General features: G+C 69.0%; 26 protein-coding genes. 15 read left to right on the top strand and 11 right to left on the bottom strand.

Translation table 11 applies throughout. The annotated features are described in order from the left end of the window. The first annotated feature begins 142 nt into the window (after nucleotides 1-142). The 3 genes from ABZ420_RS20890 to ABZ420_RS20880 all read left to right on the top strand — a co-directional run bounded on the left by ABZ420_RS20890 (nucleotide 143) and on the right by ABZ420_RS20880 (nucleotide 3699). Nucleotides 143-1567: an LCP family protein gene (locus ABZ420_RS20890; protein ID WP_357125333.1), complete on the top strand. Its 1425-nt coding sequence runs from the start codon at nucleotides 143-145 to the stop codon at nucleotides 1565-1567. Between the two features lie 3 nt (nucleotides 1568-1570). Next, entirely contained in the window at nucleotides 1571-2293 is a 723-nt protein-coding gene (locus ABZ420_RS20885; protein ID WP_040869268.1) for a TIGR03089 family protein, read from the top strand. A 104-nt stretch (nucleotides 2294-2397) separates the two neighbouring features. After that, the gene (locus ABZ420_RS20880; RefSeq protein ID WP_357125086.1) at nucleotides 2398-3699 is read left to right on the top strand and encodes a cytochrome P450; all 1302 of its coding nucleotides are present in this window, start codon (nucleotides 2398-2400) and stop codon (nucleotides 3697-3699) included. On the opposite strand, the gene ABZ420_RS20875 is transcribed toward ABZ420_RS20880, so the two are convergent. Then, nucleotides 3700-4404 carry a response regulator gene (locus tag ABZ420_RS20875; RefSeq protein ID WP_040869265.1) on the bottom strand — a complete coding sequence of 235 codons (705 nt, stop codon included), beginning with the start codon at nucleotides 4402-4404 and terminating at the stop codon, nucleotides 3700-3702. It lies immediately after the preceding gene. Beyond that, nucleotides 4401-5906, bottom strand: coding sequence for an ATP-binding protein (locus ABZ420_RS20870; protein ID WP_357125331.1), 1506 nt, complete (start codon nucleotides 5904-5906; stop codon nucleotides 4401-4403). Before ABZ420_RS20870 ends, ABZ420_RS20875 begins: the two co-directional genes overlap by 4 nt. Nucleotides 5907-6094: 188 nt before the next feature. Between ABZ420_RS20870 and ABZ420_RS20865 the strand changes: the two genes are divergently transcribed. Beyond that, nucleotides 6095-7459 (top strand): cation:dicarboxylase symporter family transporter, encoded by a 1365-nt coding sequence (locus ABZ420_RS20865; RefSeq protein ID WP_357044745.1) that lies wholly within the window; start codon nucleotides 6095-6097, stop codon nucleotides 7457-7459. Between the two features lie 120 nt (nucleotides 7460-7579). Here ABZ420_RS20865 and ABZ420_RS20860 read toward each other — a convergent pair whose 3' ends face one another. Both ABZ420_RS20860 and ABZ420_RS20855 read right to left on the bottom strand, forming a co-directional pair. Beyond that, nucleotides 7580-7795, bottom strand: coding sequence for a DUF4287 domain-containing protein (locus tag ABZ420_RS20860; RefSeq protein ID WP_357125083.1), 216 nt, complete (start codon nucleotides 7793-7795; stop codon nucleotides 7580-7582). Nucleotides 7796-7906: 111 nt separating this feature from the next. After that, entirely contained in the window at nucleotides 7907-8332 is a 426-nt protein-coding gene (locus tag ABZ420_RS20855) for a DUF4267 domain-containing protein (protein ID WP_357125080.1), read from the bottom strand. Nucleotides 8333-8442: 110 nt separating this feature from the next. On the opposite strand from ABZ420_RS20855, the gene ABZ420_RS20850 reads away from it, so the two are divergent. Then, on the top strand, nucleotides 8443-9027 hold the full coding sequence (locus tag ABZ420_RS20850) for a TetR/AcrR family transcriptional regulator (protein WP_357125077.1): 585 nt from the start codon (nucleotides 8443-8445) through the stop codon (nucleotides 9025-9027). Nucleotides 9028-9218: 191 nt separating this feature from the next. Beyond that, entirely contained in the window at nucleotides 9219-10688 is a 1470-nt protein-coding gene (locus ABZ420_RS20845; protein ID WP_357125074.1) for an NAD(P)/FAD-dependent oxidoreductase, read from the top strand. Between the two features lie 73 nt (nucleotides 10689-10761). On the opposite strand, the gene ABZ420_RS20840 is transcribed toward ABZ420_RS20845, so the two are convergent. From ABZ420_RS20840 to ABZ420_RS20810, 7 genes are all read right to left on the bottom strand, one after another. After that, nucleotides 10762-11688 carry a cation diffusion facilitator family transporter gene (locus ABZ420_RS20840; protein ID WP_357125071.1) on the bottom strand — a complete coding sequence of 309 codons (927 nt, stop codon included), beginning with the start codon at nucleotides 11686-11688 and terminating at the stop codon, nucleotides 10762-10764. Between the two features lie 74 nt (nucleotides 11689-11762). Further along, nucleotides 11763-12983 (bottom strand): mannose-6-phosphate isomerase, class I, encoded by a 1221-nt coding sequence (gene manA, locus ABZ420_RS20835; RefSeq protein ID WP_357125068.1) that lies wholly within the window; start codon nucleotides 12981-12983, stop codon nucleotides 11763-11765. Beyond that, complete coding sequence (locus ABZ420_RS20830; RefSeq protein ID WP_357125065.1) at nucleotides 12983-14185, bottom strand: tobH protein; 1203 nt, start codon at nucleotides 14183-14185, stop codon at nucleotides 12983-12985. The genes manA and ABZ420_RS20830 overlap by 1 nt, the downstream gene beginning before the upstream one ends. Nucleotides 14186-14303: 118 nt before the next feature. Continuing rightward, entirely contained in the window at nucleotides 14304-15680 is a 1377-nt protein-coding gene (locus tag ABZ420_RS20825) for a phosphomannomutase/phosphoglucomutase (protein ID WP_357125062.1), read from the bottom strand. Between the two features lie 51 nt (nucleotides 15681-15731). Further along, nucleotides 15732-16121, bottom strand: a complete 390-nt coding sequence (locus ABZ420_RS20820; protein WP_217999270.1) for a DUF3499 domain-containing protein — start codon at nucleotides 16119-16121, stop codon at nucleotides 15732-15734. A gap of 289 nt (nucleotides 16122-16410) precedes the next feature. After that, complete coding sequence (locus tag ABZ420_RS20815) at nucleotides 16411-16890, bottom strand: metallopeptidase family protein (protein ID WP_357125059.1); 480 nt, start codon at nucleotides 16888-16890, stop codon at nucleotides 16411-16413. A 123-nt stretch (nucleotides 16891-17013) separates the two neighbouring features. Continuing rightward, nucleotides 17014-17247: a WhiB family transcriptional regulator gene (locus tag ABZ420_RS20810; RefSeq protein WP_029901515.1), complete on the bottom strand. Its 234-nt coding sequence runs from the start codon at nucleotides 17245-17247 to the stop codon at nucleotides 17014-17016. A 492-nt stretch (nucleotides 17248-17739) separates the two neighbouring features. Between ABZ420_RS20810 and cofD the strand changes: the two genes are divergently transcribed. The 9 genes from cofD to ahcY all read left to right on the top strand — a co-directional run bounded on the left by cofD (nucleotide 17740) and on the right by ahcY (nucleotide 26087). Further along, nucleotides 17740-18738 (top strand): 2-phospho-L-lactate transferase, encoded by a 999-nt coding sequence (gene cofD / locus ABZ420_RS20805; protein WP_357125056.1) that lies wholly within the window; start codon nucleotides 17740-17742, stop codon nucleotides 18736-18738. Further along, the gene (locus ABZ420_RS20800) at nucleotides 18735-20081 is read left to right on the top strand and encodes a coenzyme F420-0:L-glutamate ligase (RefSeq protein ID WP_357125053.1); all 1347 of its coding nucleotides are present in this window, start codon (nucleotides 18735-18737) and stop codon (nucleotides 20079-20081) included. The genes cofD and ABZ420_RS20800 overlap by 4 nt, the downstream gene beginning before the upstream one ends. A 37-nt stretch (nucleotides 20082-20118) precedes the next feature. Then, nucleotides 20119-20637: an NUDIX domain-containing protein gene (locus tag ABZ420_RS20795; protein WP_357125050.1), complete on the top strand. Its 519-nt coding sequence runs from the start codon at nucleotides 20119-20121 to the stop codon at nucleotides 20635-20637. Between the two features lie 179 nt (nucleotides 20638-20816). Then, entirely contained in the window at nucleotides 20817-22064 is a 1248-nt protein-coding gene (locus ABZ420_RS20790; protein ID WP_357125047.1) for an alkane 1-monooxygenase, read from the top strand. 70 nt (nucleotides 22065-22134) lie between these two features. Beyond that, nucleotides 22135-22308, top strand: a complete 174-nt coding sequence (locus tag ABZ420_RS20785) for a rubredoxin (protein ID WP_040869243.1) — start codon at nucleotides 22135-22137, stop codon at nucleotides 22306-22308. Next, nucleotides 22305-22487 (top strand): rubredoxin, encoded by a 183-nt coding sequence (locus ABZ420_RS20780; protein ID WP_040869242.1) that lies wholly within the window; start codon nucleotides 22305-22307, stop codon nucleotides 22485-22487. The genes ABZ420_RS20785 and ABZ420_RS20780 overlap by 4 nt, the downstream gene beginning before the upstream one ends. Nucleotides 22488-22527: 40 nt before the next feature. Beyond that, complete coding sequence (locus ABZ420_RS20775; RefSeq protein ID WP_357125045.1) at nucleotides 22528-23148, top strand: TetR family transcriptional regulator; 621 nt, start codon at nucleotides 22528-22530, stop codon at nucleotides 23146-23148. A gap of 169 nt (nucleotides 23149-23317) precedes the next feature. Further along, nucleotides 23318-24475, top strand: coding sequence for an alkane 1-monooxygenase (locus ABZ420_RS20770; protein WP_357125042.1), 1158 nt, complete (start codon nucleotides 23318-23320; stop codon nucleotides 24473-24475). 127 nt (nucleotides 24476-24602) lie between these two features. Then, a complete protein-coding gene (ahcY, locus tag ABZ420_RS20765) occupies nucleotides 24603-26087 on the top strand; it encodes an adenosylhomocysteinase (RefSeq protein ID WP_357125040.1) in 1485 nt (494 codons plus the stop codon). The last annotated feature ends 164 nt before the right edge of the window (nucleotides 26088-26251 follow it).

Raw genomic sequence — 26251 nt, 5'->3', positions numbered from 1 at the left:
AGCGGTAACCATGGTGGCGGATCGGTTGCGCACGCATCGCCATGACACCGAGTTTCGGCGAGAGGATTGGGACTTGTCGCAGCGGAGGGGCACATCGGCGTTGTCGCGGACGAGGGGATCCCGCGGCCCGGCCTTCGGGCCGCTGCGCTCGATCGCGGTGGCCGCCGCCGTGATCGTGCTGGCGCTCACCGGTTTCGCCTGGCACAGCGTGGACGCGCTGGTCGCCGACATCGAGCGCTTGGGCGATCTCGGCCTCGGCGGTAATCGCGACGGCGCGGTGGACATCTTGCTGGTCGGTGTGGACAGCCGCACCGACGCGCACGGCAACCCCCTGTCGGACGCCGAGCGCGCGATGCTGCACGCGGGCGACGAGGTCGGCACCAACACCGACACCATCGTGCTGCTGCGCGTGCCGAACGACGGGCGCTCGGCGACCGCCATCTCGATCCCGCGCGACTCCTACGTCAACATTCCGGGCCTGGGCATGGGCAAGATCAACTCGGCCTACGGTGCGACCAAGGCGATGCAGATCCAGAAGCTCACCGATCAAGGGGTCTCGGCCGCCGACGCCGATCGGCAGTCCACGCAGGCGGGCAGGCAGGCGCTGATCAAGACGGTGGCCGGGCTCACGGGCATCACCGTCGACCACTACGCCGAGGTCAGTCTCCTCGGCTTCGCGCTGCTCACCGACGCCGTCGGCGGGGTCGAGGTGTGCCTGAAGAACCCGGTGGACGAATGGATGTCCGGCGCCAGATTTCCCGCGGGACGCCAGCGCCTGGACGGGCCGCGAGCGCTGAGTTTCGTGCGCCAGCGCCACGATCTGCCGCGCGGCGACATCGACCGCATCGTGCGCCAGCAGGTGTTCATGGCCCAGCTGGTACAGCAGGTGCTCAGCGCGAAGACGCTGGCCAATCCGCTCAAGCTCCAGCAACTCAGTGACGCGGTGGGGCGCACCATCGTGCTGGACGAGGACTGGGACGTGCTGGCGTTCCTGCAGCGGTTGAAGGATCTGTCCGGCGGCCGGGTGAAATTCGAGACCATTCCGGTCGCCGACCTCAACGGGGAGACCGGCAACGGCGAATCCGTGGTCAAAGTTGAGCCGAAGGCGGTCCGGTCCTATATCGCCTCGCTGGTGGGCGACGCTCCGGCCCCGCGGAGCGCCGAGCCGGGCTTCGACCCCGCGACGGTGACCGTCAGCGTCTACAACGCGGGCGGCGTCGGCGGCCTCGCGGCCGAGGTGGCCCAGGCACTCAACAGCAAGGGATTCCGTCAAGGCGTGGTGACCAACTACAGCGGCAACCGCGTGACCAGCAGCCGGGTGCTCGCGGCGGACACTTCCAGCCCGAAGGCTCAGGCGGTGGCCAAGGCGCTCGGCGGCCTGGCGGTGCTCGCGGATCCGGCGCTGTCCCCGGATTCGGTGAGCGTCGTGCTGGCGAGCGACTATTCTGGTCCGGGCTCATCGGCGAGCCGGGTGTTCGATCTGTCCGGAACGTCGACCGCGGCCACGCCAGTCCCACCCGCTCCACCGATCGACGCAGGCCAGAACGGACCGAAATGCGTGAACTGAACCATGCGTGATATCGACCAGGCACACACTCTCACCGAAGCGGTACTCGATCCGATCCTCGCCCGCGAACCCGCGGGCCCGCGGGTCACCTACTACGACGACGCCACCGGAGCGCGCATCGAGCTGTCCGGCGCGACGCTGGCGAACTGGGCGGCCAAGACCGCCAACCTGATTCGCGACGAGTTCGGCCTGAGCCCAGGGGCCCGGGTCGCCGTCCTGCTCCCGGCGCACTGGCAGACCGCGGCGGTGCTGCTGGGCTGCTGGTGGGCGGGTACCGAGGTGGTGCTGCGCCCCGACGAGGACGCCGATCTGGCCCTGGTCACCCCGGATCGCCTGGACGACGCCGACGGCGCGGGCGAGGCCGCAGCGCTGTCGCTGGACGCCATGGGCTCCCCGGTGCGCGACCTGCCGATCGGAGTCACCGACTTCGCCACCTCGGTACGCGTGCACGGCGACCAGTTCCTGCCCCGCGGCGCCGGTGTCGCGCTGGACGGCATGCCGGTCTCCGAGGTGCTCGCCGAAGCGCGGAAATCGGCTATGCGCCAGGGCTTCGCCGAGGGGGACCGGGTGCTGTCCAGCACGCCATGGGACACACCGGCCGAACTGATCGACGGATATCTGGCGGTGCTCGCCGCGGGCGCCTCGCTGGTGCAGGTGGTCAACCCCGATCCCGCGTTGCGTGACCGGCGCATCACGTCGGAGCGGGTCACCGCGCAGCGCGGCTGAGCGGCTCCTACCACGGTATAGGCGCCGAATCCGACCTGAGGACGTTCCACAACCCGGTGGCGTTCCGTACGGTGGAGTCATCCCACGACGACGGGGGTTGGACAATGAGGCCACACTATTGGTTCCGCTGGTTGTCCGTGCAGGGCGCGCCGCGGCTCGTCCTACGCATGCAGGCGCGCCGCGGTGACCCGTTCGCCGAATTGATGGGCGGGACCGCGGGCTTCGACGACCCATACCCGCTGATCGAGCGGTTGCGCGGGCAGCGCAGGCTGCTGCGCACCTCGATCGCGTGGGCGACCTTCGACCACGAGCTGTGCCGGTCCATCCTGCGCGACAGCCGTTTCGGCGTGCGCACCACGGAGAGCTTCGACATCCCCAAGCCGCTGCAGAAGCTGGCCGAGCGTTTCCCGCTGCCGCCGAATCCGGTCGAGCCGCCGTCCATGCTGGTGATCGATCCGCCGGAGCACACGGCGATGCGCAAGCCGGTGGCCTCCGCCTTCACCCCGCGCGCGATCCGCAGGCTGCGCGACCGCGTCGAGACGGTCACCGAGGAACTGCTGGACGCGCTGCCCGCGCACGGTTCGGCGGACCTGATCCGGTCGTTCGCCGCCCAGGTGCCGATCGCGATCATCTCCGAGATGCTCGGCTTCCCCGACGAGGACAAGGCGAAATTCCTCGACTGGGGCGATCGGATGACGCCCCTGCTGGACGTCGGCATCCCGTGGCGCGCGCACCGCAGAGCACTGCTGGCCATGGAGGTGATGAACGCCTACCTCGACCGGCACATCGAACGATTGCGCCGCGAGCCGGGCGAGGACATCCTCTCCACCCTGGTCACCGCCGGTGAGCTGGACTCCGACGCGCTCAAGGCCACCGCCAGCCTGCTCATGGGCGCCGGTTTCGAGACGACGGTCAATCTGATCGGCAACGGTGTCGCACAACTGCTGGCCCATCCGGATCAGCTGGAGCGGCTGCGCGACGACCCGGAGCTGTGGCCCAACGCCGTCGAGGAGATCCTGCGCTTCGACTCGCCGGTGCAGACCACCGCGCGGACCGCGCTGACCGATGTCGAGATCGACGGGATGACGGTGCGCAAGGGCAACACGGTGGTGCTGTCGCTGGCCGGCGCCAACCGCGACCCGGCGATGTTCGCCGAGCCCGGCCGGTTCGATGTCGGACGGGCCAACGCCAAGGAGCACCTGTCCTTCAGCAGCGGTGTGCACGTCTGTCTCGGGGCCAGTCTGGCCAGGATGGAAGGCGTCTACGCGCTGCAAGCCCTGTTCGAGCGTTTTCCGGACCTGCGCCTGGACGGTCCGCCCGAGCGCCGGGCGCTGTTCACCCTGCACGGCTACGAGCGGATGCCGGTGCGCCTCGGTCAGCGCGCGCAGGCGCCGGAGCCGGTCTGATCAGCCGGTCGTGGTCTTCCAGACGTAGCGGGTCTTCGGGCGTCCGGCCCTTCCGTAGTCCGAGCGGCGCACGACCAGCCCGTCGTCGGCCAATTTCTCCAGGTAGCGCCATGCGGTGATGCGCGAGACGCCGATCGAGGTCGCGGTGTCCGCGGCCGTCACGCCCTCGGCTTCGGCCGCGCGCACGGTGCGGGAGATCTCGTCGAGGGTCTGCGGCGCGACGCCCTTGGGGGTGGCCGCGCGCTGGTCGGGGGTGCGCAGCGCGCTCAGCGCCCGATCGATGTCGTGCTGGGAGATTGCGCTCTCACCGGCCGGAAGTGCGGTGCGGAACTCCCGATACCGCTCCAGCTTGTCGCGGAACGCGGCGAAGGTGAACGGCTTCAGCAGATACAGCACGACCCCGTGCGATACGGCGGTGCGCACCATGGCCAGGTCGCGAGCGGAGGTGATGGCGATGACGTCAGGGCGCGGCGCCAGGCCGGTCAGCGCCGCGGCCACGTCGAGGCCGCTCGCGTCCGGTAGGCCGATGTCCATCAGCACCAGGTCGATCGGCGTTCCCTCGGCCGCGGCGTCGGCCGCCGCGCGCATCGCCTCGCGCCCGGTATGGACGACGCCGACGGGCGTGAATCCGGCGATGCGCTCCACATAGGCGCGGTGCGCCTCGGCGATCAGCGGCTCGTCCTCGACGATCAGCACACGAATCATCGTGCTTCCTTCCGTGGAATCGTCACGGTCACCGCGCTTTCGGGGTCCCGTTGCGTGCGGATGCTTCCCCCGTGGCGGGCCACCAGCCGGTGGACCAGCGCGAGTCCGAGCCCGTGGTGATCGGTCTTCGTCGAATAACCCCGCTGGGACGCGCGCGCGAACATCTCCGCCGACATGCCGGGGCCGCTGTCGGCCACCCGGATGTAGAGCAGGGACTCGTCCGTGGCGTCCGCGCGCTGGTGTCGCAAGGTGACCTCCACCCAGCCGGACGTACTGTCCGCCGCGGCATCGATGGCGTTGTCGACGAGATTGCCCACGAGCGTGACGGTCTCGTGCTGGGACAGCGGGTCCACCGAGTCGAGCGCGGTGTCGTCGGTGATCGTCAGCTCGATGCCGCGTTCGGCGGCCTGATTCACCTTGCCGAGCAGCAAGGCTGCCAGTGCGGGCGCGCCCACCGCGGCGAACAGCCGGTCGATCAGCGATTGGGACAGTTCGAGTTCCGCGGTGGCGAACTCGACCGCCTCCCGGTGGCGGCCGAGCTCGACCATGGTGACCACGGTGTGCAAACGGTTGGCGGATTCGTGCGCCTGCGCCTGCAACGATGCCGCGAAGCCGCGCACGGAATCGAGTTCGCCCATCACCGACTGCAATTCGGTGTGGTCGCGGATGGTCATCACGGTGCCGATCGCCCGGCCTTCCCACTCCACGGTGTCCTGGTTGACCAGCAGGATCCGGTCGGTGGTCACGTGCATCTCGTCACGGACGGTGCCCCAGCTCATCCGTTGCAACGACAGCGGGAGATCGCTGCGCCGGACGTCGCCCGGCGGCAGGTCGAGCAGGCGGCGCGCCTCGTCGTTGACCACCTCGGCGTCCTCGCCGGAGGGCCCGAACACCACCAGGCCCTCGTGCACCGAGTGCAGGACCGCGTCGTGGTGCTCGTACATCGCGCGCAACTCGTCGGGCGCCAAGCCGTGGGTCTGCCGCCGTAGCCTGCGGCTGAGCAGGAACGATCCGCCCGCGGCCAGCAGCAGACCCGCGCCGGCGACGCCGAGGATCACCGGGAGCTGGGTGGCGACCTGGTCGCCGATCTTCGCCCGCGTCACGCCCGCGGAGACCAAGGCGACGATCCGCCCGTTGTCGTGCACCGGAGTCACCGCCCGGATGGAGGGGCCCAGCGTGCCGGTGAAGGTCTCGGTGAAGGTCTCCCCGGCCAGCGCGCGGTCGATGGTGCCACTGAACGGCAGCCCGATCATGGCCGGATTGGTGTGCGTATAGCGGGTGCGGTCCGTCGCCATGACCACGATGAAGTCCATGCCGGTCTCGCGCCGGATCTCCTCGGTCACCGGCTGCAACCGCGCCGTCGGATCCGCGCCGCGCAGCGCCTCGATGGTGGAGGGCGCGTCGGCCACGCTCACCGCGACATCGGTGACTTCCCTGGTGGTGGTGACGTCGCTGTCGTGCCTGGCGTCCAGGACCGCGAGCACCACACCGATCGCGATCATCACCGCGAGGACGACCAACTGGAAGACGAACGCCTGCCCGGCGAGGGAGAGCCGACCGCGTCTCACAAGCTCTTCCTCCGCTGAACGTAATGCACCAAACAGTGACCGGGATCACCCGGCCGACCATCATTCTGCCTGGAAGGCGTGAGTCAGTTCGCGTCGGTACCTTTCGAAGGGAAATCCTCGCTATGAGCGACTCGACTCGAACGCGGCGCGACCGCACCCATTGGCTGTATCTGGCCGTCATCGTGGCGGTGGTGGCCGGTGTCCTGGTCGGGTGGCAGGCGCCCGGCACCGCGCAGTCGTTCGCCCCGCTGGGGACCATCTTCGTCAACCTCATCAAGATGATGATCGCTCCGGTCATCTTCTGCACCATCGTGCTCGGGATCGGCTCGGTGCGCGCGGCGGCCACCGTCGGCAAGGTCGGCGGCCTGGCCATCGGCTACTTCCTGGTCATGTCGACCATCGCACTCGGGATCGGGCTCGTCGTCGGCAATCTGCTGCAACCCGGAGCGGGACTGAATATCGCCAAGTCGACCAAGGCCGGTCACGACCTGGCCAACACCGCGCACAGCGCGGGCGGCACCTGGGAATTCATCCAGAACATCGTCCCGTCCACTCTCTTGTCGTCGCTCACCACGGGCAATGTCCTGCAGGCGCTGTTCGTCGCGCTGCTGGTCGGTTTCGCGGTGCAGGCCATGGGCACGACGGGTGAGCCGATCCTGCGCGGCGTGGCGCTGCTGCAGAAACTCGTGTTCCGGATTCTGGTGATGATCCTGTGGCTGGCGCCGATCGGTGCGTTCGGCGCGATCGCCAACGTGGTCGGCAAGACCGGCCTGGATGCCGTGGTGAAGCTGGGCACGCTGATGGTCGCCTTCTACCTCACCTGCCTGGTGTTCGTCTTCGGTGTGCTCGGTGTGCTGCTGTGGAGCGTCTCGCGGGTGTCGATCTTCAAGCTGGTCCGCTATCTCGCGCGGGAGTACCTGCTGATCCTCGCGACCTCGTCGTCGGAATCGGCGCTGCCACGGCTGATCGCGAAGATGGACCACATGGGCGTGGAGCGCACCACCGTGGGCGTCGTCGTGCCGACCGGCTATTCGTTCAATCTGGACGGCACCGCCATCTACCTGACCATGGCGTCGCTGTTCATCGCCGAGGCGATGGGCAAGCCGCTGTCCATCGGCGAGCAAGTCGGGCTGCTGCTGTTCATGATCGTCGCGTCCAAGGGCGCGGCGGGTGTCACCGGCGCGGGGCTGGCCACGCTGGCGGGCGGATTGCAGAGCCATCGGCCCGAACTCCTCGACGGCGTCGGCTTGATCGTCGGCATCGACCGCTTCATGTCCGAGGCACGGGCGCTGACCAACTTCTCCGGCAACGCGGTGGCCACGGTGCTGATCGGCACCTGGACCAAGACCGTCGACGTCGACCGGGTGCGCGAGGTGCTCGATCGCAAGGTGCCTTTCGACGAGCGGACCATGGTCGACGACGGCCACGGGACGCCGGAGGCGACGCGCACACAAGAGGCCGAGGCCGTAGATCTGGTCAAGGCTTGACGGCGGTGGGGAGAGGTCATCCGTAGCGCCGGGCTGAGGCGTGGCAGCCGCCCGGCCGCTGGGTGAATGACGAAGGGCCCGCGGATTCACGGATCCGCGGGCCCTTCGTCGCGTCAGGGGTCAGGCCGCCCATTTCTCCGGATTCAGGTGGTGCTGGGTGAGCGCGGAGGCATGGCCGTGCCCGAATCCGTGCTCGGTCTTCAGCCATTCGACGAGTTCTTTGTGCGAGGTCAGTCCGGTGTCGCGCATGGCGGCCTTCCACTCCTCGATGGCGCGGCCGTACTTGGCCTCGATGGAGGGGAAGTAGGACGCGGGCCCGTGCGGCTTGGTCGCCATGTCGATCTCCTTGCTCGTCGTGCGTTCGATCGTGTGGACGGAACTGGCTTCGGAAAGTCATCGGCGGTCGGCGCGAGAGTGTTCTGGATCATGCGCTCCCGCTACGTCGCCTCAGGCGGCCATGGCGACCGGATCGGCGGCGCGGCGCTTGGCCGGACTGTGCTCCCGGATCAGCAGCCCACCGGTCAGCGCCACCAGGACGGCGGTCAGGCCGTGGATGCCGAATGCCGCGGCGGCGGAACCGTTCCAGCTGAGCACGGTGAGCATGTCGCCGACCGGCACGAGGGCGACCACCGAGGTCACGATGCCGAGCGCGTACCGCTGTCGCAGGGCGAGCAGGACCAGGATCAACACGCCGAAGACGGTGTCCCGCACGCCTTTGAGGTTCATGAACGCCGCCGCGTCACCGTCCGGCCAGGCGGGCAGGCCGAAGCCGGGAGCGATGGTGTCCGGCGCGAACAGGTAGCTGATCCCGATGTAGAGGATGAACGCGGCGCCGATCACGGACAGGACGGTGGCGATGCGGGAGAGGGTCATGGCGGTGCTCCTGGCTGGAAGTCTCTGGTTCAAAATCTAGCGATGCTATATCTGATAGTGACAGTAATAGAGCTTCGATAGGTTGTCTAGCGACGCTAGAATATGCGGGTATGACCACTCGAACGCGTAAGGAACGCGAGCGGGCCGAACGCAGGCAGCGCATCATCGACACCGCGCGCGAGCTCGCCGAGGCACAGGGATGGGAGGCGGTCACCATGCGTCGCCTCGCCGAACGGATCGAACACAGTCAACCCGTGCTGTACAGCCACTTCGCGGGGAAGTCGGCGATCGTCTCTGCGGTCGCGGAGCAAGGTTTCGCCGAACTCACCGAGGTCTTGCGACGGGCGGGACCCGAGGACTCCGACGATGCGGGCCGACTGCGCGCGGTGTCGCGGGCGTACCTGGAATTCGCCGCGGTCAACCCGGCGCTCTATGCCGCGATGTTGGTGATGAACACCGATCTCCCCTTCGGACCGGAAGCGCCCCTGCCGCTGCGCGAGGCGTTCGGTGACCTGGAAGCCGTGTTCCGCCCCTTGGTCGGCGAACCCCACCTCGGCGCCCGCATCGAGGTCGCCTGGAGCGCCCTGCACGGCCTGGCCACCCTCGAACGCGGAGGTCGTCTTCGACCGGAGCTGCGAAGCAGGCGATGTGATCTCCTCGTGGCGGAGTGGCTCGCCGCGGCCGGTGCGCGCTAGCGGCGGGTTCGCACCTTCCGGCTCTCGTCGACAACCGTGGAGCTTGCTCGGTGACCGGCCACGCACGTACGGGAGTCGGTAATCCGGAGTCGGGAGACCGATGCCGGACCGCTGCCGGGTCGGCGTGCCGGTCGCGCAGGGGGTGGTGTCGGCGAGCACGTCGAAGGCCGGCCGGCCGGTAGCGTGGAGGTATGGCTGATGTGGTGGTGGTCGGTTCCGGACCGAACGGGCTCGCCGCCGCGGTGATCCTGGCCCGGGCGGGGCTCGCCGTGGAGGTTTACGAGGCCGAGGAAACGGCCGGGGGTGGTTCCCGCACAGCGGAACTGACCCTTCCCGGCTACCGGCACGACGTCTGTGCCGGCGCGCATCCGATGGCGGCGGCCTCCCCGTTCTTCCGGGCGTTCGATCTGCCCGCGCACGGCGTCGAGCTGCTCGCGCCGGAGGTCTCCTACGCCCATCCGCTCGACGGGGGCGTGGCCGGGCTGGCCTGGCGGGACCTGGAACGGACGGTCGAGGCTCTCGGTCCCGACGGCCCGACCTGGCGCAAACTGTTCGCGCCGCTGGTGCGGCACTGGCCCGACGTGGTCGACATCGCGATGTCGGATCTGCGCCGCGTCCCCTCCGGGCTCGCCACCGCGATCCGTTTCGGCCTGCGCACCGTGGAGCAGGGCTCGCCGCTGTGGGACATCAGGTTCCGCGAGCAGGTCGCACCCGCCCTGCTGACCGGTATCGCCACCCACGCGATCATCCCGCCGCGCGCGATCACGGCCGCGGGCGCCGCACTGCTGCTCGGCACGCTGGCGCATGTCGGAGGCTGGGTGATACCGCGCGGCGGCAGTCAGGCCATTCCCGACGCGCTCATCGCCGAACTCGAACGTCTCGGCGGCCGGGTGCACACCGGGCACCGGGTCGACTCGATCGACGAGTTCGCCGATGCCCGCGCGGTTCTGCTCGATCTCGCCCCCGCCGAACTGCTGCGGATCGCCGAGCACCGGTTGCCCGCGCGGTATGCGAAGCGGTTGCGGCGTTTCCGGTACGGCGGCGCGGCGTGCAAGGTCGACTTCGCGCTCTCCGGGCCGGTGCCGTGGCAGGCCGAGGGCTGCGCGCGGGCCGGAACGGTACACGTCATCGGCACCCGCGCCGAGGCCATGGCCGCGGAGCACGCCGTGGCCATGGGACGGCATGCCGAACGGCCCTATGTGCTGTCCATCCAGCCCGGTGTGGTCGATTCCACTCGCGCGCCCGCCGGCGGCCACACCTTCTACACCTACGCCCACGTGCCCAACGGCTCCACCCGCGACGTCAGTGAGGATGTGATCGCTCAGGTCGAGCGGTTCGCGCCGGGCTTCCGCGATCTGATCGTCGCCAGGAACGTGATCACGGCTGCGGAAATGCCCTCGCACAACGCCAACTACATCGGCGGCGACATCTCCGCGGGGGCGATGACGTTGCGTCAGTTCGCGTTCCGCCCCGCCCCGCGCTGGAATCCCTATGCCACACCGATCCCCGGTGTCTATCTGTGCTCGTCGGCCACGCCACCCGGCCCAGGGGTGCACGGCATGAGCGGGCTGCACGCCGCCCGCCACGCCCTGCGCGAGCGCTTCACCATCCGCACCGATCCGCTCGACCTCTTACGCACTCCCGCTTTCCAGCACCGCTGAAACGGCCCGCTCGTCGCCGGTCCCCGCACGGACTCGCGCGCCGTGCGAGGCATCGTCTCCGCTCTAGGCGGACCTATCCCTTGGCGAGTTCGGTGCGGTAGAGATCGGGTTCGAGGTAGATGACGCGCGCCGCGGGGACCGCCGCGCGGACGCGGGACTCGGCGTCATCGATGGCGTCGGCGATCGCGGCGACGTCGAGACCGGGCACCACGCCGATCTTCGCGGCCACGAGCAATTCGTCCGGACCGAGATACTGCGTCTTGAGGTGGATCACCCGATCGATGCGGGTCTCGTCGACCAGGCTCGTCCGGATCCGCCGGTTCTCCTCCGGCGTCGCGCCCTCACCGATCAGCAAGCTCTGCATCTCCACGATGAGCACCACCGCGATGACGCCGAGCAGGCCGCCGATGGCCAGGGTGCCGATGCCGTCCCAGACCGGGTCGTCGGTGAGCATGGTCAGGCCGACGCCCGCGAACGCGAAGACCAGACCGATCAGCGCGCCGGTGTCCTCCAGCAGCACCACCGGAAGCTCCGGACTGCGCGAATTGCGGATGAACCGCCACCAGCTCGCGTTGCCTTTGAGCGGCGCGGACTCGCGCACCGCCGTGGTGAAGCTGTAGGACTCCAACACGATCGCGAGCACCAGGATCACGACCGCCACGAGCGGCGAACTCAGCTCCTCGGGGTGCTGGATCTTGTGGATGCCCTCGTAGATGGCGTAACCGGAGCCGAGGGTGAACAGCACGAGCGCCACGATGAACGAATAGAAGTAGCGGTTGCGCGCGTACCCGAACGGGTGCAGCTCGTCGGCTTCCTTCGCGGCACGCTGCTGCCCCAGCAGCAGCAGTCCCTGGTTGCCCGTGTCGGCCACGGAGTGCACGGCCTCGGCGAGCATCGACCCCGAACCCGTGATCGCCGCGCCGACGAATTTCGCCGCGGCGATCCCCGCGTTCGCGGTCAACGCCGCGATGATCGCCTTCTTGCCACCGCCAGCCGACATGGAAGCATGTCCTCTCTGTTTTCGAGATACCCGCGAACAGCCTAGGGCACCTGGGGATAGGCGTTCCGGATCGGTCAGCCGGCCGAACCGACGCACGCGCAGAACAGCTGGACGCGACCGTCCACCGCCTGCGCGCGGATATCGGTGTCGGAGGCGGAGATCCACGCCGCGCCGCCGCGGGTGAGTTCCAGCGACGAGCCGTCGCGGAACAGGCGCACGGTTCCCGCCGTGCACAGCACGATGCCCGGCCCCGCCGCGGTCAGCGGCACCCGCGCGGACCCGGCGACCAGGTCGAAGCGGCGCAGCGCGAACTCGGGGGCGGGCGCCCGGTAGCGCACCGATCCGTCACCGGCCGGCTCGGGCAGCACCACCGGCAGGCCGATCGGCTCGAAATCCAGCACCCGCAACAGTTCCGGCACGTCGACGTGCTTGGGGGTGAGGCCGCCGCGCAGCACGTTGTCGGAGTTGGCCATGATCTCCACCCCCACCCCGCGCAGGTAGGCGTGCAGATTCCCGGCCGCGAGGAACAAGCCCTGGCCCGGCTCCAGCGTCACCCGGTTCAGCAGCAGCGCCGCCAGCACCCCGGCGTCGCCGGGGTAGGCCTCGGCCAGTTCGAGCGTCGTGCGCGCCTCGGCCGTGAACTCGCGCGTGCCCTTGCCGGACAGGTATCGCACGCAGCCGTCCAGCACTTCGGGCAGCAGCGTGGCGAGCACGTGCTGCGGGAGCGTGATCCAGGTGGTGAACAGCGTGCGCAGGCCGGCGGAATCCGGCTGCGCGGCGAGGAGTTCGCAGTAGGAGCGCAACCCGTCCACCGCCAGCGCGCGCAACAATGCGACGGTGCGGTGCGGTTCGCGGAAACCGGCCAGCGCCTCGAACCGCTCCAGCGCGACTACCAACTCCGGCTTGTGATTGTCGTCGCGGTAGTTGCGCAGGGGTGAATCGAACGGCACCTTCGCCCGATTCTCCCGGTCGAAGCCGGCCCGCGCCTGCTCGGTGCTCGGGTGCGCCTGCAGCGACAGCGGCTCCTCCGCGGCCAGGACCTTGAGCAGGAACGGCAGCTTCTCGCCGAACCTGGTTGCGGCCGAGCCCAGCTCCCGGTACGGGTCGGCGGCGATCAGTTCCAGCAGCGAGATGGGGCTGTCCCCGATCTTGACGTACGCGGGGTCGGCCGGGTGGGCGCCGAACCACAATTCCGCTTCCGGATGCGCCGACGGCACCGGCCTGCCGCACAGCTGAGCGAGCGCGGTGCGCGAGCCCCAGGCATACGAGCGCAGCGCACCAACGAGTTCGTGCACTAGTAGCTTCCCCCGTACTGCCCCTGGCCGTCGGTCGCGGCGGTACGCGCGCCGATCAGCCGCAGGTAGGCGGCGGCCATCTCCAGTCGCAGCGCGAGCACCGCGAGCTGTTCGAGTTCGGTGCCGTTCGCCTGCGCGGGCTCTTCGGCGTGGGCCTGCGCGGGAGCGGCGGGGTCGGTCATCTCGGTGTGCAGCAGATCGACATCGGCGTTCACCAGGTCGGCGTCCACCAGATTCGGTCCGCCACCGCCGAAGATCGCGACGCGGCGGCGCGCGGCCGCACGATCGCGATCGGCGCTGAGCACGAACACCCGGATGCGCTCCACGGGCGCGGGGCCGTCCAGCTCCTCGTCGTGGAACATCGGGTCGAAGCCGGGCGCGGGTTCGCCCGCCGCCTCGGCGAGCCGGGTCCGCGCCGACACGGCCTCGGCCAGATCCACCGCGGTGGCCACCTTGCCCGCGGTCTGCAGCAGCACCTCGGCGCCGTGCTCGGCCAGTTCGGCGGCGGCGGGCGAGTCGCCCGCGAGCACGATGCCCCGCTGCTGCATGCGGGCGGCCAGCGTCTTGGCGGGGTTGTGGAAGACCTCGTTGTGCGGGCCGTCGCGCAGCGCCTCCGCGTCCAGCACGTCGGCCAGTTCGGCGAGTTCGGGGACGGCGGCTCCGGTGCGCTGGGGGTCGACCGCGCGCAGGACCGCGATTCCGGCGGCCAGGAAGCGCAACAGGCGGTTGTGCCCGAGCACCTGCACCCTGGGTTCCAGAACGGCGGCGCGACCGGCCGCGGCGGCGCGCAGCGGCCCCTCGTGCGGCGCGGCGACGACCACCTCGGCACCGCGGCGCAGCGCCCGGTTGACGGCATCGATCAGGCGGGGATCACCCGCGTCGTCGCCGGAGACCAGGACCACGTCGAGCGGTCCCACCCACGGCGGGAGGGCGGCGGCGGGCACGACGGGCAGGCCCGCGCGGTCCCCGAGTGCGGCCACGAGCAGTCCGGCGGCACGCGCGGCACGTCCGGAACCGGAGACCAGCACCACGCTGCGCGGCCGCAGATCGGCCAATCGGGCGAGTGCGTGCTCACCCACGGCGGCCGCGGTAGCGCGCACCTGGGCGCCGCCCGAGGCGGCCGAGCGAAGGGCGCCGCCTGCATCGGCGGCTTCGAGTGAAGCGGCATCGTCGAGGTCGAGCACCGGTGTTCCAGCGATCATCGGGCGTCCCACCTCCCCTCATCGCGCTGTATCTTTTCCGCCCCCGCGCCCACCCGGTCCAGCTGCCACACCGAGACCGAGCCGGGCGAATCCAAGGCCTGTGATTCCACTATTCCAGTCAGGAGCGCACGATGCTCAGGATCTCGGTCACGAGTGCGTCTACTTCCTCCGCCGATCGGGCCTCGACATTCAGCCGGAGCAACGGCTCGGTGTTCGACGCGCGCAGGTTGAACCAGGCGTTGTCGGCCAGCTGCACGGTCACCCCGTCGAGGCGGTCCACCGATTGCGCCCGGTCCGCGAAGGCGTCCACCACGGCCGATGTCCGCGCCGCGGCGTCGGCCACCGTGGAGTTGATCTCGCCGGAGGCCGCGTAGGTCGCGTAGGACTCCATCAGATCCGACACCGGCCGGTCCTTCTCGCCGAGTGCGGCCAGCACGTGCAGCGCGGCGAGCATCCCGGAGTCGGCGCCCCAGAAGTCGCGGAAGTAGTAGTGCGCGGAGTGCTCGCCGCCGAACACCGCTCCGGTGGCGGCCATCTCCTGCTTGATGAACGAGTGGCCGACCCGGGTGCGCACCGGCGTCCCGCCCAGCTCGTGCACCAGCTCCGGCACCGCGCGGGAGGTGATCAGGTTGTGGATGATCACCGCGCCGGGCTCCTTGCCCAGCTCGCGCTCGGCGACCAGGGCGGTGATCGCCGACGGCGACACCGGCTCGCCGTTCTCGTCGACCACGAAGCAGCGGTCGGCGTCGCCGTCGAAGGCCAAGCCGATGTCCGCGCCGGATTCGCGGACCAGCTTCTGCAGGTCCACCAGGTTGGCCGGGTCGAGCGGGTTGGCCTCGTGGTTCGGGAAGTTGCCGTCCAGCTCGAAGTACAACGGCACGATCTTCACCTGGGGCAGCGCGCCCAGCACCGCGGGCACCGTGTGCCCGCCCATGCCGTTGCCCGCGTCCACCGCGATGGTGAGGGGCCGGATGCCGCCGAGTTCGACCAGACTGCGCAGGAACTCCGCGTATTCGGCCAGCAGGTCCAAGTCGGTCGCGGCGCCGCGCTCGCCCGTGTACGCGGGCACGCCCTCGATCAGCTCGTTCTTGATGGTGGCCAGACCGGTGTCCTGCCCGACCGGAAGGGCTTTGGCGCGACACAGCTTGATGCCGTTGTACCGGGCCGGGTTGTGACTGGCGGTGAACATGGCGCCCGGGCAGTCCAGGCGGCCGGAAGCGAAGTACAGCTGGTCGGTGGACGCGAGGCCGATGTGCACCACATCCAGGCCCTGGCCGAGCGCGCCGTCGGCGAAGGCGGCCGACAACTCGGGTGAGGAGTCGCGCATGTCGTGACCGATGACGATCCGGTGCGCGCCCTCGGCTCGCATCAGCCGGGCGAAGGACGCGCCGACGTCCCTGACGAATTCCGCGTCGATCTGTTCACCGACCACACCGCGAACGTCGTAGGCCTTGATCACCGCGTTCACGAATTCGGCAGAGCGGGCGACTGTCATGCCCAACACCCTAGTGGTTGCGCCGGACCGGTCCGACACCGTCCTCGTCGATCAGGACGGCGGGTCGGGCAGGACGCGCAGATGGCCGCGGCGACCCGTTCGCGTGGTACGCGGCGGCGGGGGAGAGTAGTCGTGGTAGCCGCGCTGCTCGCGCTCCGGCGGGCGGCGGCGCAGCCCGGCCTCCCGCACCGCCTCGGCGAGCGCGGTCAGATCGTCGTCGTCCGGTGTGCTGGAGGAGAATCCGCCTTCGTGGCGAACCAGTTCCCAGCCTTTCGGAGCGGTGATGCGTGAGCCGTGCGTTTCGCAGAGATCCCAGGAGTGCGGTTCGGCGACCGTCGCGAGTGGTCCGACCACTGCCGTCGAGTCCGAGTACACATAGGTGAGCGTCGCGACGGCCGGATTCTTGCAGCCTGGACGGCAGCAACGACGCATGGGAATCACGCCGATGAGAGTAACCCCCCTGGCGCGTCGATGGGGACAGACACGCTCGAGGAATCTCGGTCCGCATGCCACGAAACGAGGGCAGCACGGCGTTCCGCAGTGCGCGCGACGCGCTCTGCGGTGTTGTGGACGACGTCCCCCGGACGCGCGGGCATCGGTGTCCCGGACGCGCGCTACTGGTCTGTCGCGGAGTGGAAGTGCGGGGTACCCAGCAGGCGGCCGACCTACACGTGCCCGCGCTTGCCCCGCAACGGCATTCGAGGACCGCCGCCGCGTGGATGGGTGCGACTCACTCGCCTTCCGGATCGATCACGTCCGGGTCGACGCCCAGGTAGGTCGCGACCTGCTGGACCAGCACTTCGCGCAGCAGATCCACCAGATCGTCGGGGTCGCTGGCGCGTAGTTCGAGCGGCTTGCGGAACAGCACCACCCGTGCCCTGGTCGCCGCGCCGTGCCGGTCGACGCCTGCCGGGATGAGCCGGGAGAGCGGGACCGGGCCGTCGGCGACCACCTCGTCCGGCCAGGTGACCGAATCGGGGTGCAGCGGACGAATTTTCGGAACGTCGTCGACCGCGATGTCGAGTTTGGTGAGCCGGTCGTGCCAGCGGGAGTCCAAGGGGGCGAACGCCTCCAGCACCAGCCGGTCGAACTTCTGGCCGCGGGTCCGCCAAGCGGGAACGGTGGGTGGCAGCATCGGCCCTCGTACTCCGCGGCCACGGCGGATCACCGACCGCGCGGTGGGCGGTCGACGCTTACGGGAACGTGCCATGAGACAAAATCTAGGCCAGCGGGCCGCGGTCGTCCGCATCGAGGCGGTGGGAGAACTTCGGTCGTGTCGCGCGCGCCCGGAGCGCCCTGGTGGGCGGGCGGCTCCGGGCGCCGCGTACGTATGTCAGCCGATGCCGCGCTTGAGGCGGCGGCGCTCCCGCTCGGAGAGGCCGCCCCAGATGCCGAAGCGCTCATCGTGCGCGAGCGCGTACTCCAGGCACTCGTCGCGTACCTCGCAGCCCATGCAGATCCGTTTGGCCTCACGGGTGGAGCCGCCCTTCTCGGGGAAGAACGCCTCCGGATCGGTCTGCGCGCACAGGGCGCGCTCCTGCCACTGCTCCTCGATGGATTCGAACATCTCGTCGAAGCCGGTCACGACCAGGCTGAGCCGGGGCGTCGTGACTCCGTCACCCCCCTCTTGGTCGTTCCAGCCGCCGTTGTCTGCGCAGACGCCACGTGCTGCGCCTGCTGTGGAATCGGTCGGCGAGACCATCTCGTTGGCCATCGCTCCGCCTCCTCACTGTGTGTTAGCGCAGAATGATTCTTTCCGTCGGACCAACACATGCACCGACGGCCATACCCCGCGACGTTGTCCCGCGGACGTCCCCGAGCTTGTCACACCGATGCGAACAGGTGTTCGAAATACCGTTCGCGCGTTGATCTCTCGCGCGAACCCGGAATGACATGACTGTGATTAGACACGCCGGACGCGTCGATGGTCAAGCCGCCGTCGCTATTCCGTTACTATCCGCACCCGCATTCCGAGACGATCTTGTGATCTGCAATAGCAAATAAACAGCAAATTTGCCGCGAACGGGAGCCGCCACGCCAGCGCATAGGCTGTGCGGATGTGACTGGACAACAAGCGGACGCCACACCCGCGAACGGACCCCGGGTCGCCGTGCTGGTCGGCGGCGTCGGTGGCGCGCGTTTCCTTCAGGGCGTCCGGGAGCTGCTGCCCGAGGCGGAAGTCTCCGCGATCGTGAACGTCGGCGACGACGTCTGGATGCACGGCCTTCGGATCTGCCCCGACCTCGACACCTGCATGTATACCCTCGGCGGAGGAATCGATACCGAGCGCGGCTGGGGTCGTGTGGGCGAAACCTGGCACGCCAAGGAGGAGCTCGCGAAGTATCGGGCCCAGCCGGACTGGTTCGGCTTGGGGGACCGCGATATCGCCACGCATCTGATCCGTACCGAAATGTTGCGCGCCGGATACCGGCTCTCGACGGTGACCGAGGCGCTGTGCAACAGGTGGCAGCCCGGCGTGAAACTGATCCCGGCAACCGACGATCGCTGCGAAACGCATGTCGTGGTGACCGATCCGGACAACCCTGGCGAACGGCGCGCGATCCATTTTCAAGAGTGGTGGGTTCGCTACCGCGCGAACATCGACACCCATGGATTCGCCACAATTGGCGCCGATGAAGCCAAACCTGCCCCAAATGTGATCGATATCATAGAATCCGCCGACGTGGTTCTCCTCGCTCCGTCGAACCCCGTCGTGAGCATCGGCGCCATCCTCGCCGTGCCCGGCATCCGCGGCGCGCTGCGCACCACCCCGGCCAAGGTGATCGGTGTGTCCGGCGTGATCGACGGGAAGCCGTTGCGCGGTATGGCCGACGAGTGCCTGTCGGTGATCGGCGTGGAAACCACGGCCGAGGCGATCGGCCGGTACTACGGCGCCCGCTCGGCCACCGGAATCCTGGACGGCTGGCTGATCCACAGCACCGACACCGCCGAGGTGCCCGGAGTGGAGGTACGCAGCGTGCCCTTGTTGATGACCGACCCGCCCACCACCGCCGAAATGGTGCGTGAGGCGCTGGATCTCGCTGGAGTCGCCCTGTGAGCACATCGATCGACCACGCGGCAGGAGAGCTGCGCATCCTGCCCGTCACCGGCCTGCCCGAATTCCGCCCCGGCGACGACCTCGCCGAGCAGATCGCCCGCTGCGCGCCCTGGCTCGCCGACGGTGACGTGCTGGTGGTCACCAGCAAGATCGTCGCCAAGGTCGAGGGCCGCATCGTGGAAGCGCCGTCGGACCCCGAGGAGCGCGACGCCGTGCGGCGCGGGCTCGTCGACCAGGAGGCGGTGCGGGTGCTCGCGCGCCGCGGGCGCACGCTGATCACCGAGAACAAGCTGGGGATCGTGCAGGCGGCCTCCGGTGTCGACGGCTCGAACGTCGAACAGGGCGAGCTCGTGCTGCTGCCCACCGACCCGGACGCCAGCGCCAAGGCGCTGCGCGCCGCGCTCGCCGCACGACTGGGCGTGACGGTCGCGGTGGTCGTCACCGACACGATGGGCCGCGCCTGGCGCAACGGGCAGACCGACGCGGCCATCGGCGCCGCGGGCCTGCGCGTGCTGCACGACTACGCGGGCGCGGTCGACGGCCAGGGCAACGAGCTGTTCGTCACCCAGGTGGCCGTGGCCGACGAGCTGGCCGCGGCAGCGGACCTGGTCAAGGGCAAGCTCGGCGGTGTCCCGGTGGCCGTGGTGCGCGGGCTGCCGATCGTCGACGACGGATCCGACGCCACCGATCTGCTCCGCGGCGGCACCGACGATCTGTTCTGGCTGGGCACCGCGGAGGCGATCGACCGCGGTCGCAGGGAGGCGATCCTGCTGCGTCGCTCGATCCGTCAGTTCTCCGACGCGCCCGTCGATCCGGAGCGGATCCGCTCGGCGGTGTCGATCGCGCTGACCGCGCCCGCTCCGCACCACACGCGGCCCGTGCGGTTCGTGTGGCTGCGCACGCCGGAGCTGCGCACTCGACTGCTCGAGGCGATGGCGCGGAAGTGGCGCGCGGATCTGACCGCGGACGGCCTGCCGCCGGAGCGGATCGAGCGCCGGGTCGCGCGCGGGCGCATCCTGTTCGACGCACCCGAGGTGATCATTCCGTTCTGTGTGCCGGACGGTGCGCACGATTACCCGGACGAGCGCAGGCGGGCCGACGAGCGCACCATGTTCACCGTCGCGGTGGGCGCCGCGGTGCAGGGGCTGCTGGTCGCCTTGGCCACCGAGGGGATCGGCAGCTGCTGGATCGGGTCCACGATCTTCGCGCCCGAGGTCACCCGTGAGGTTCTGGGCCTGGCCGAGGACTGGAGTCCGCTGGGCGCCGTCGCCATCGGCCATCCACTCGAGGAGCTGACCCCGCGCCAGGCGCCCGGCGCGGGCTCCGGGCTGGTCGAGCTGTGATCGAACGGATCGCCTTCCGCGCCACGGCAGGTCGCCGGTGAGCGCGGAATCGCTGCACGCCTCGGCGACCGAGCTGCTCGCGACCTGGGGTCCCGCGACAGATCCGGAGCGCTCGCTGCGCGAGGCGATGCTGGCCTTCCTCGGCTCCGCACCGCGTGGCTGCCTGCGCGAGCACGCGCCCGGGCACATCACCGCCTCCGCGGTGGTGTTCTCCGACGACGGTCGCGAGGTGCTGCTCACCCTGCATCCGCGGGTCGGGCGCTGGATCCAGCTCGGCGGCCACTGTGAGGAGGGGGACGAGACGGTCGCGGGCGCCGCGCTGCGCGAAGCGACCGAGGAGTCCGGCATCGCGGACCTGCGCCTGCATCCTGGCCTCTACGGCGCGCAGGCGCATCCCATCACCTGTTCGCTCGGTACCCCCACCAGGCACTTGGACCTCCTGTTCCGCATCACCGCCCCCGCGGGCGCGATCCCGGTGCGCAGCCACGAATCCACCGACCTGCGCTGGTGGCCGGTAGACGCCCTACCCGCCGACGCCGACGTCCTGCTGCGGTGACGTAGCCGCGTTACTTCCAGACGAGTCCCGGCCGGATGACATCCGGCCGGGGCTTTCGGCATTCGAGCGAGGTTTACAAATTGTCGTATTTGTATAGACATGCGACAAATATGCCTCTATCGTCCATAAGTGAGGTAATGCGCGTCACAGCCGACGCGCCGTTCGGAATGGAGACGACGATGTCGACGCACGCCGACATGTCCGTGCAGCCGGTCGAGATGCCGGCCTGGCGGGACCGCAAGCGTTATATGTGGCTGTGGGGGCTGTTCGCGCCGACCGGCCTGTTCACCATCGGCCTGCCGCTGATCTGGGCATTGAACGAGCTCGGCTGGCACCGCCTGGCGCAGGTGCCGTTCTGGCTCGGGCCGATTCTGATCTACGTGCTGATCCCGATCGCGGACGTCTTCTTCGGCCCGGACGGCGACAATCCGCCCGACGAGGTGATGGAGTACCTGGAGAACGACAAGTACTACCGCTATCTCACCTACCTGTACCTGCCGTTCCAGTACGCCGCGCTGGTGATGGCGGCCTATCTGATCACCGCCGACCACGTGAGCTGGCTCGGCATCGACGGCGGGCTGCACGTGGTGGACAAGATCGGCCTGGCGATCACCGTCGGCATGATCGGCGGCATCGGCATCAACACCGCGCACGAACTCGGCCACAAGAAGGTCGACCTGGAGCGCTGGCTGTCGCGCATCGCGCTGGCCCAGTCCTGCTACGGGCACTTCTACATCGAGCACAATCGCGGCCACCACGTGCGCGTCGCCACCCCCGAGGATCCCGCGAGCTCCCGGGTGGGCGAGACGTTCTGGGCCTTCTGGCCGCGCACCGTGTGGGGCAGCCTGAAGTCGTCCTGGCATCTGGAGAAGGCCCGGCTGGAACGGCTCGGCAAGAAGCCGTGGAGCCCGCGCAACGAAGTACTCAGCGCCTGGCTGATGTCGGCGGCGCTGTTCGCGGTCCTGGTCGCGGTGTTCGGCGTCGAGCTGCTGCCGTACCTGATCCTGCAGGCGGTGGTGGGCTTCAGCCTGCTGGAGGCGGTCAATTACCTGGAGCACTACGGCCTGGTGCGGCAGCGTACGGCGAGCGGCCGGTACGAGCGGCCGGCCCCGGTGCACAGCTGGAACAGCGACCACATCGTCACCAACATCTTCCTGTACCACCTCCAGCGGCACAGCGACCATCACGCCTACCCCACCCGGCGCTACCAGACGTTGCGCAGCTGGGACGGCGCGCCGAACCTGCCGAGCGGCTACGCCAGCATGATCCTGCTCGCCTACTTCCCGCCGCTGTGGCGTCGTGTCATGGACAAGCGGGTGCTCGCGCACTACGACGGCGACATCACCCGCGCCAACATAGATCCGGCCAAGCGGGACAAGGTGCTGGCGCGTTACGGCGCCGCTCGAGCGGGAAAGGCCACGGCATGAGCGTCCGAGGCCGGAGGTGGCGGCGAGTGACCACCGCGGAGGGTTCCGCCTGTGTCCGAAAGGAGACGGCGTGAGCGCGTATCGCTGCCCGGTCTGCGACTATGTCTTCGATGAAGCGAAAGGCGCTCCGCACGAGGGCTTTCCGCCGGGCACCCGGTGGGAGACGGTGCCGGACGACTGGTGCTGTCCGGACTGCGGCGTGCGGGAGAAGATCGACTTCGAGCCGATGGGGAGTATGAAATGACCGAGTACAAGCTGTATCAGTGCATCCAGTGTGGCTTCGAGTACGACGAAGCCGAGGGCTGGCCGGAGGACGGCATCGCCCCGGGGACCCGCTGGGACGACATTCCCGACGACTGGACCTGTCCGGACTGCGGCGCCGCCAAAGCGGATTTCTTCATGGTCGAAATCGAACGGTCGTGAGATTTTGACTGCGGCAGGCGCCCGTGACAGTGTCGCGGGTATGCCGCGGAACGGAACCAGGATTCCCTACCAGGAGGCCGCGCGGGATCTGCTGCGGACGTCGGTCCTGGACGCGATGCGCGAGCTGCTCACCGAGCGGGATTGGTCCAAGATCACGCTCGGTGACGTCGCGGCCAGGGCCGGCGTGAGCAGGCAGACGCTGTACAACGAATTCGGCTCGCGCAGCGGGCTCACCCAGGCCTACGCGCTGCGTTTGGCCGACTTCCTGGTCGATCACGTCGACGCCGCCATCAACGGCAACGTCGGTGACGTCCGCGCGGCTTTCCGCGACGGGATAACGAATTTCCTGTTCGACGCGGCGTCCGACCCGCTGGTGCAGTCGCTGCTGGGGGGCGAGGTCAAGCTGGATCTGCTGCGCCTGATCACGCTCGACGCGGGGCCGTTGCTGGCGCACGCGACCGAGCGGCTGTCGGGTGCCTTCCAGCACAGCTGGGTGGCAACCACGGCGGCCGAATCGGACGTCATCGCGCACGCGCTGGTGCGAATCGCCCTCAGCTACATCCCCACTCCGCCTGGTCCCGGGCGCGACGCTCCCGAGGAACTGAGCGCGCTGCTGAGCCCTTATGTCGAAGCGATCCTCGCCGCGCGGGTGCAGAGCTGAGCCCTGAGGGCAACCGGCTCGCGACCTGGCGCATATGCAGCACATTGAAAACAGACTGCCCGGCTTGTAATAGCGATCACGTTTCAACCGATGGCATCGTTGTAACGGACCACAACTCGAGAAGTATTCTCAGTCGACGGTGTTCGGGTCTTCTCTGAGTGGAGCAAAAGTGCAAACGGTTGGCAAACCGCTGGGATCGGTCGATCCCAAACGCCATCTGTGGGTTCTCGGCTTGCTCGCGCCCTCGTCGGCATTGCTGCCGTCACAACTGGTGCTGCACACCGGCTCCGCGGTCTTCTGGTGGATCGGCCCGATCATCGTGCTGATCGTCATCCCGGTGCTGGACTGGGCGGTCGGCGTGGACGGGAGCAACCCAAAAGACGAGGACTACGAGCTGCTGTCCAACGACCGGTACTACCGGTGGTGCACCTATCTGATGCTCCCGGTCCAGCTGATCGGCTTGGTCGTCGCGAGCTATATGTGGGCCGGCGACGAACTGAGCACGGTGGACAAGTTCGGTCTGGCCACCACCCTCGGCTTCGTCAGCGGAATCGGCATCAACGCCGCCCACGAACTCGGGCACCGGGTCGAGCACATGGAGCGCTGGCTGGCGAAGATCGCGCTCGCCCAGTCCGGTTACGGGCATTTCTTCGTCGAGCACAACCGCGGCCACCACGTGCGCGTGGCCACCCCGGAGGATCCGGCCAGCGCCCGGCTGGGCGAGTCGCTGTGGGAGTTCCTGCCCCGCAGCGTGTCCGGCAGTTTCCGCTCCGCGATCGCCCTCGAGCGCGAACGGCTCGCGCGCAAGGGCAAGGGCTGGTGGAGCGTGCACAACCACATCCTGCAAGCCTGGTCGATGACGCTGGTGCTGTTCGGCTCCCTGATCGCGGCGTTCGGCTACCAAGTGCTGCCCTGGCTGCTGTTGCAGGCCGTGATCGGCTTCGGCCTGCTGGAGACGGTGAACTATGTCGAGCACTACGGCCTGCTGCGGGCGCGCCGCCCGAACGGCAGGTACGCCCGCTGCTCGCCGCGCGACAGCTGGAACAGCGACCACCTGGTCACCAACATCTTCCTGTTCCACCTGCAGCGCCACAGCGACCACCACGCCAATCCCGGCCGTCGCTACCAGACGCTGCGGACCTCCGAACAGGCCCCGCAACTGCCCGCGGGTTATGCCGCCATGATCGTGCTGGCCGCCATCCCGCCGCTGTGGCGCTGGATGATGGACGACCGCGTCCTCGCCCACTACGGCGGCGACATCACACTGGCGAACATCCAGCCGCGCAAGCGCCGCCGCATCCTGGCGGCCCGCGGCGTCACCGCGTAACGGGCGCATCGGTGCCCCGGCGCGACCCCGGTCCGCGCCGGGCCGGGCGAAGAGGACGGCCGCGTCGTCCGCACCCGGCCGTGAGCGACTAGCCTTGCCTCGGTACTTGCCGAACCAGGAGAGGCTGATGACCACCTCAGAACTTCCCGCACGCACGTCGTTGACCGCCGATGTCCGCAACGGCATCGACTACAAGGTGGCGGATCTGTCGCTGGCCGATTTCGGCCGCAAAGAGATCCGCCTGGCCGAACACGAGATGCCCGGTCTGATGGCGCTGCGCCGTGAATACGCCGAGGTGCGGCCGCTGCAGGGCGCGCGCATCTCCGGCTCGCTGCACATGACCGTGCAGACCGCGGTGCTGATCGAGACCCTGACCAGCCTCGGCGCCGAGGTCCGCTGGGCCTCCTGCAACATCTTCTCCACCCAGGACCACGCGGCGGCCGCCGTCGTCGTCGGCCCGAACGGCACCGTCGAGGAGCCCAAGGGCACCCCGGTGTTCGCCTGGAAGGGCGAGACGCTGGAGGAGTACTGGTGGGCCGCCGAGCAGATGCTCACCTGGCCGGGTGAACCGGCCAACATGATCCTCGACGACGGCGGCGACGCCACCATGCTCGTGCTGCGCGGCGCGCAGTTCGAGAAGGCCGGCGTGGTGCCGCCCGAGGACGAGGACCACTCGGCCGAGTTCAAGGTCTTCCTGAGCCTGCTGCGCGAGCGGTTCGAGACCGACCGGGGAAAGTGGAGCAAGATCGCCGAGTCGGTGCGCGGCGTCACCGAGGAGACCACCACCGGCGTGCTGCGGCTCTACCAGTTCGCGGCGGCGGGTGAGCTGGTGTTCCCCGCGATCAACGTCAACGACTCGGTCACCAAGAGCAAGTTCGACAACAAGTACGGCACCCGCCACTCGCTGATCGACGGCATCAACCGCGGCACCGACGTGCTCATCGGCGGCAAGAAGATATTGATCTGCGGCTACGGCGATGTCGGTAAGGGTTGCGCGGAATCGCTTGCCGGACAGGGCGCCCGGGTGCAGGTCACCGAGATCGACCCGATCAACGCGCTGCAGGCGCTGATGGACGGCTACGACGTGGTGACCGTGGAGAACGCGATCGGCGAGGCCGACATCGTCATCACCGCGACCGGCAACAAGGACATCATCACCCTCGAGCACATGAAGGCGATGAAGGACCAGGCCATCCTGGGCAACATCGGCCACTTCGACAACGAGATCGACATGGCGGCGCTGGAGCGTTCCGGCGCAACGAAGTTGACCATCAAGCCGCAGGTCGACCTGTGGACGTTCAAGGAGAGCGGCCGCTCGATCCTGGTGCTGTCGGAGGGGCGTCTGCTCAACCTCGGCAACGCGACCGGCCATCCGTCGTTCGTGATGTCCAACAGCTTCTCCAACCAGGTGATCGCCCAGATCGAGCTGTGGACCAAGCCCGAGCAGTACGACAACGAGGTCTACCGGCTGCCGAAGCACCTGGACGAGAAGGTCGCCCGCATCCACGTCGAAGCGCTCGGCGGCGAGCTCACCAAGCTCACCAAGGACCAGGCCGAGTACATCGGCGTCGACGTCGAGGGCCCGTACAAGCCGGACCACTACCGCTACTGAGCCGCGGAACTCGCGGAGGCCGCCGACACTGAAGGTGTCGGCGGCCTCCGCTTCTCCCGCATGCAAGCCGCGGGGGCTCGGCGGGCTGGATCGGCGAGTACGGATCGACGGCGGTTGGGGCGGGCCGAGCTGCGCGGTGACCCCGGCGCCCGGCCGAGCAGCTG

This window comes from Nocardia sp. NPDC005745, from assembly GCF_040630775.1.
GTDB lineage: Bacteria > Actinomycetota > Actinomycetes > Mycobacteriales > Mycobacteriaceae > Nocardia.
The sequence above is the reverse complement of the archived record's forward strand: the minus strand, read 5'-3'. Positions and strand labels throughout refer to the sequence as shown.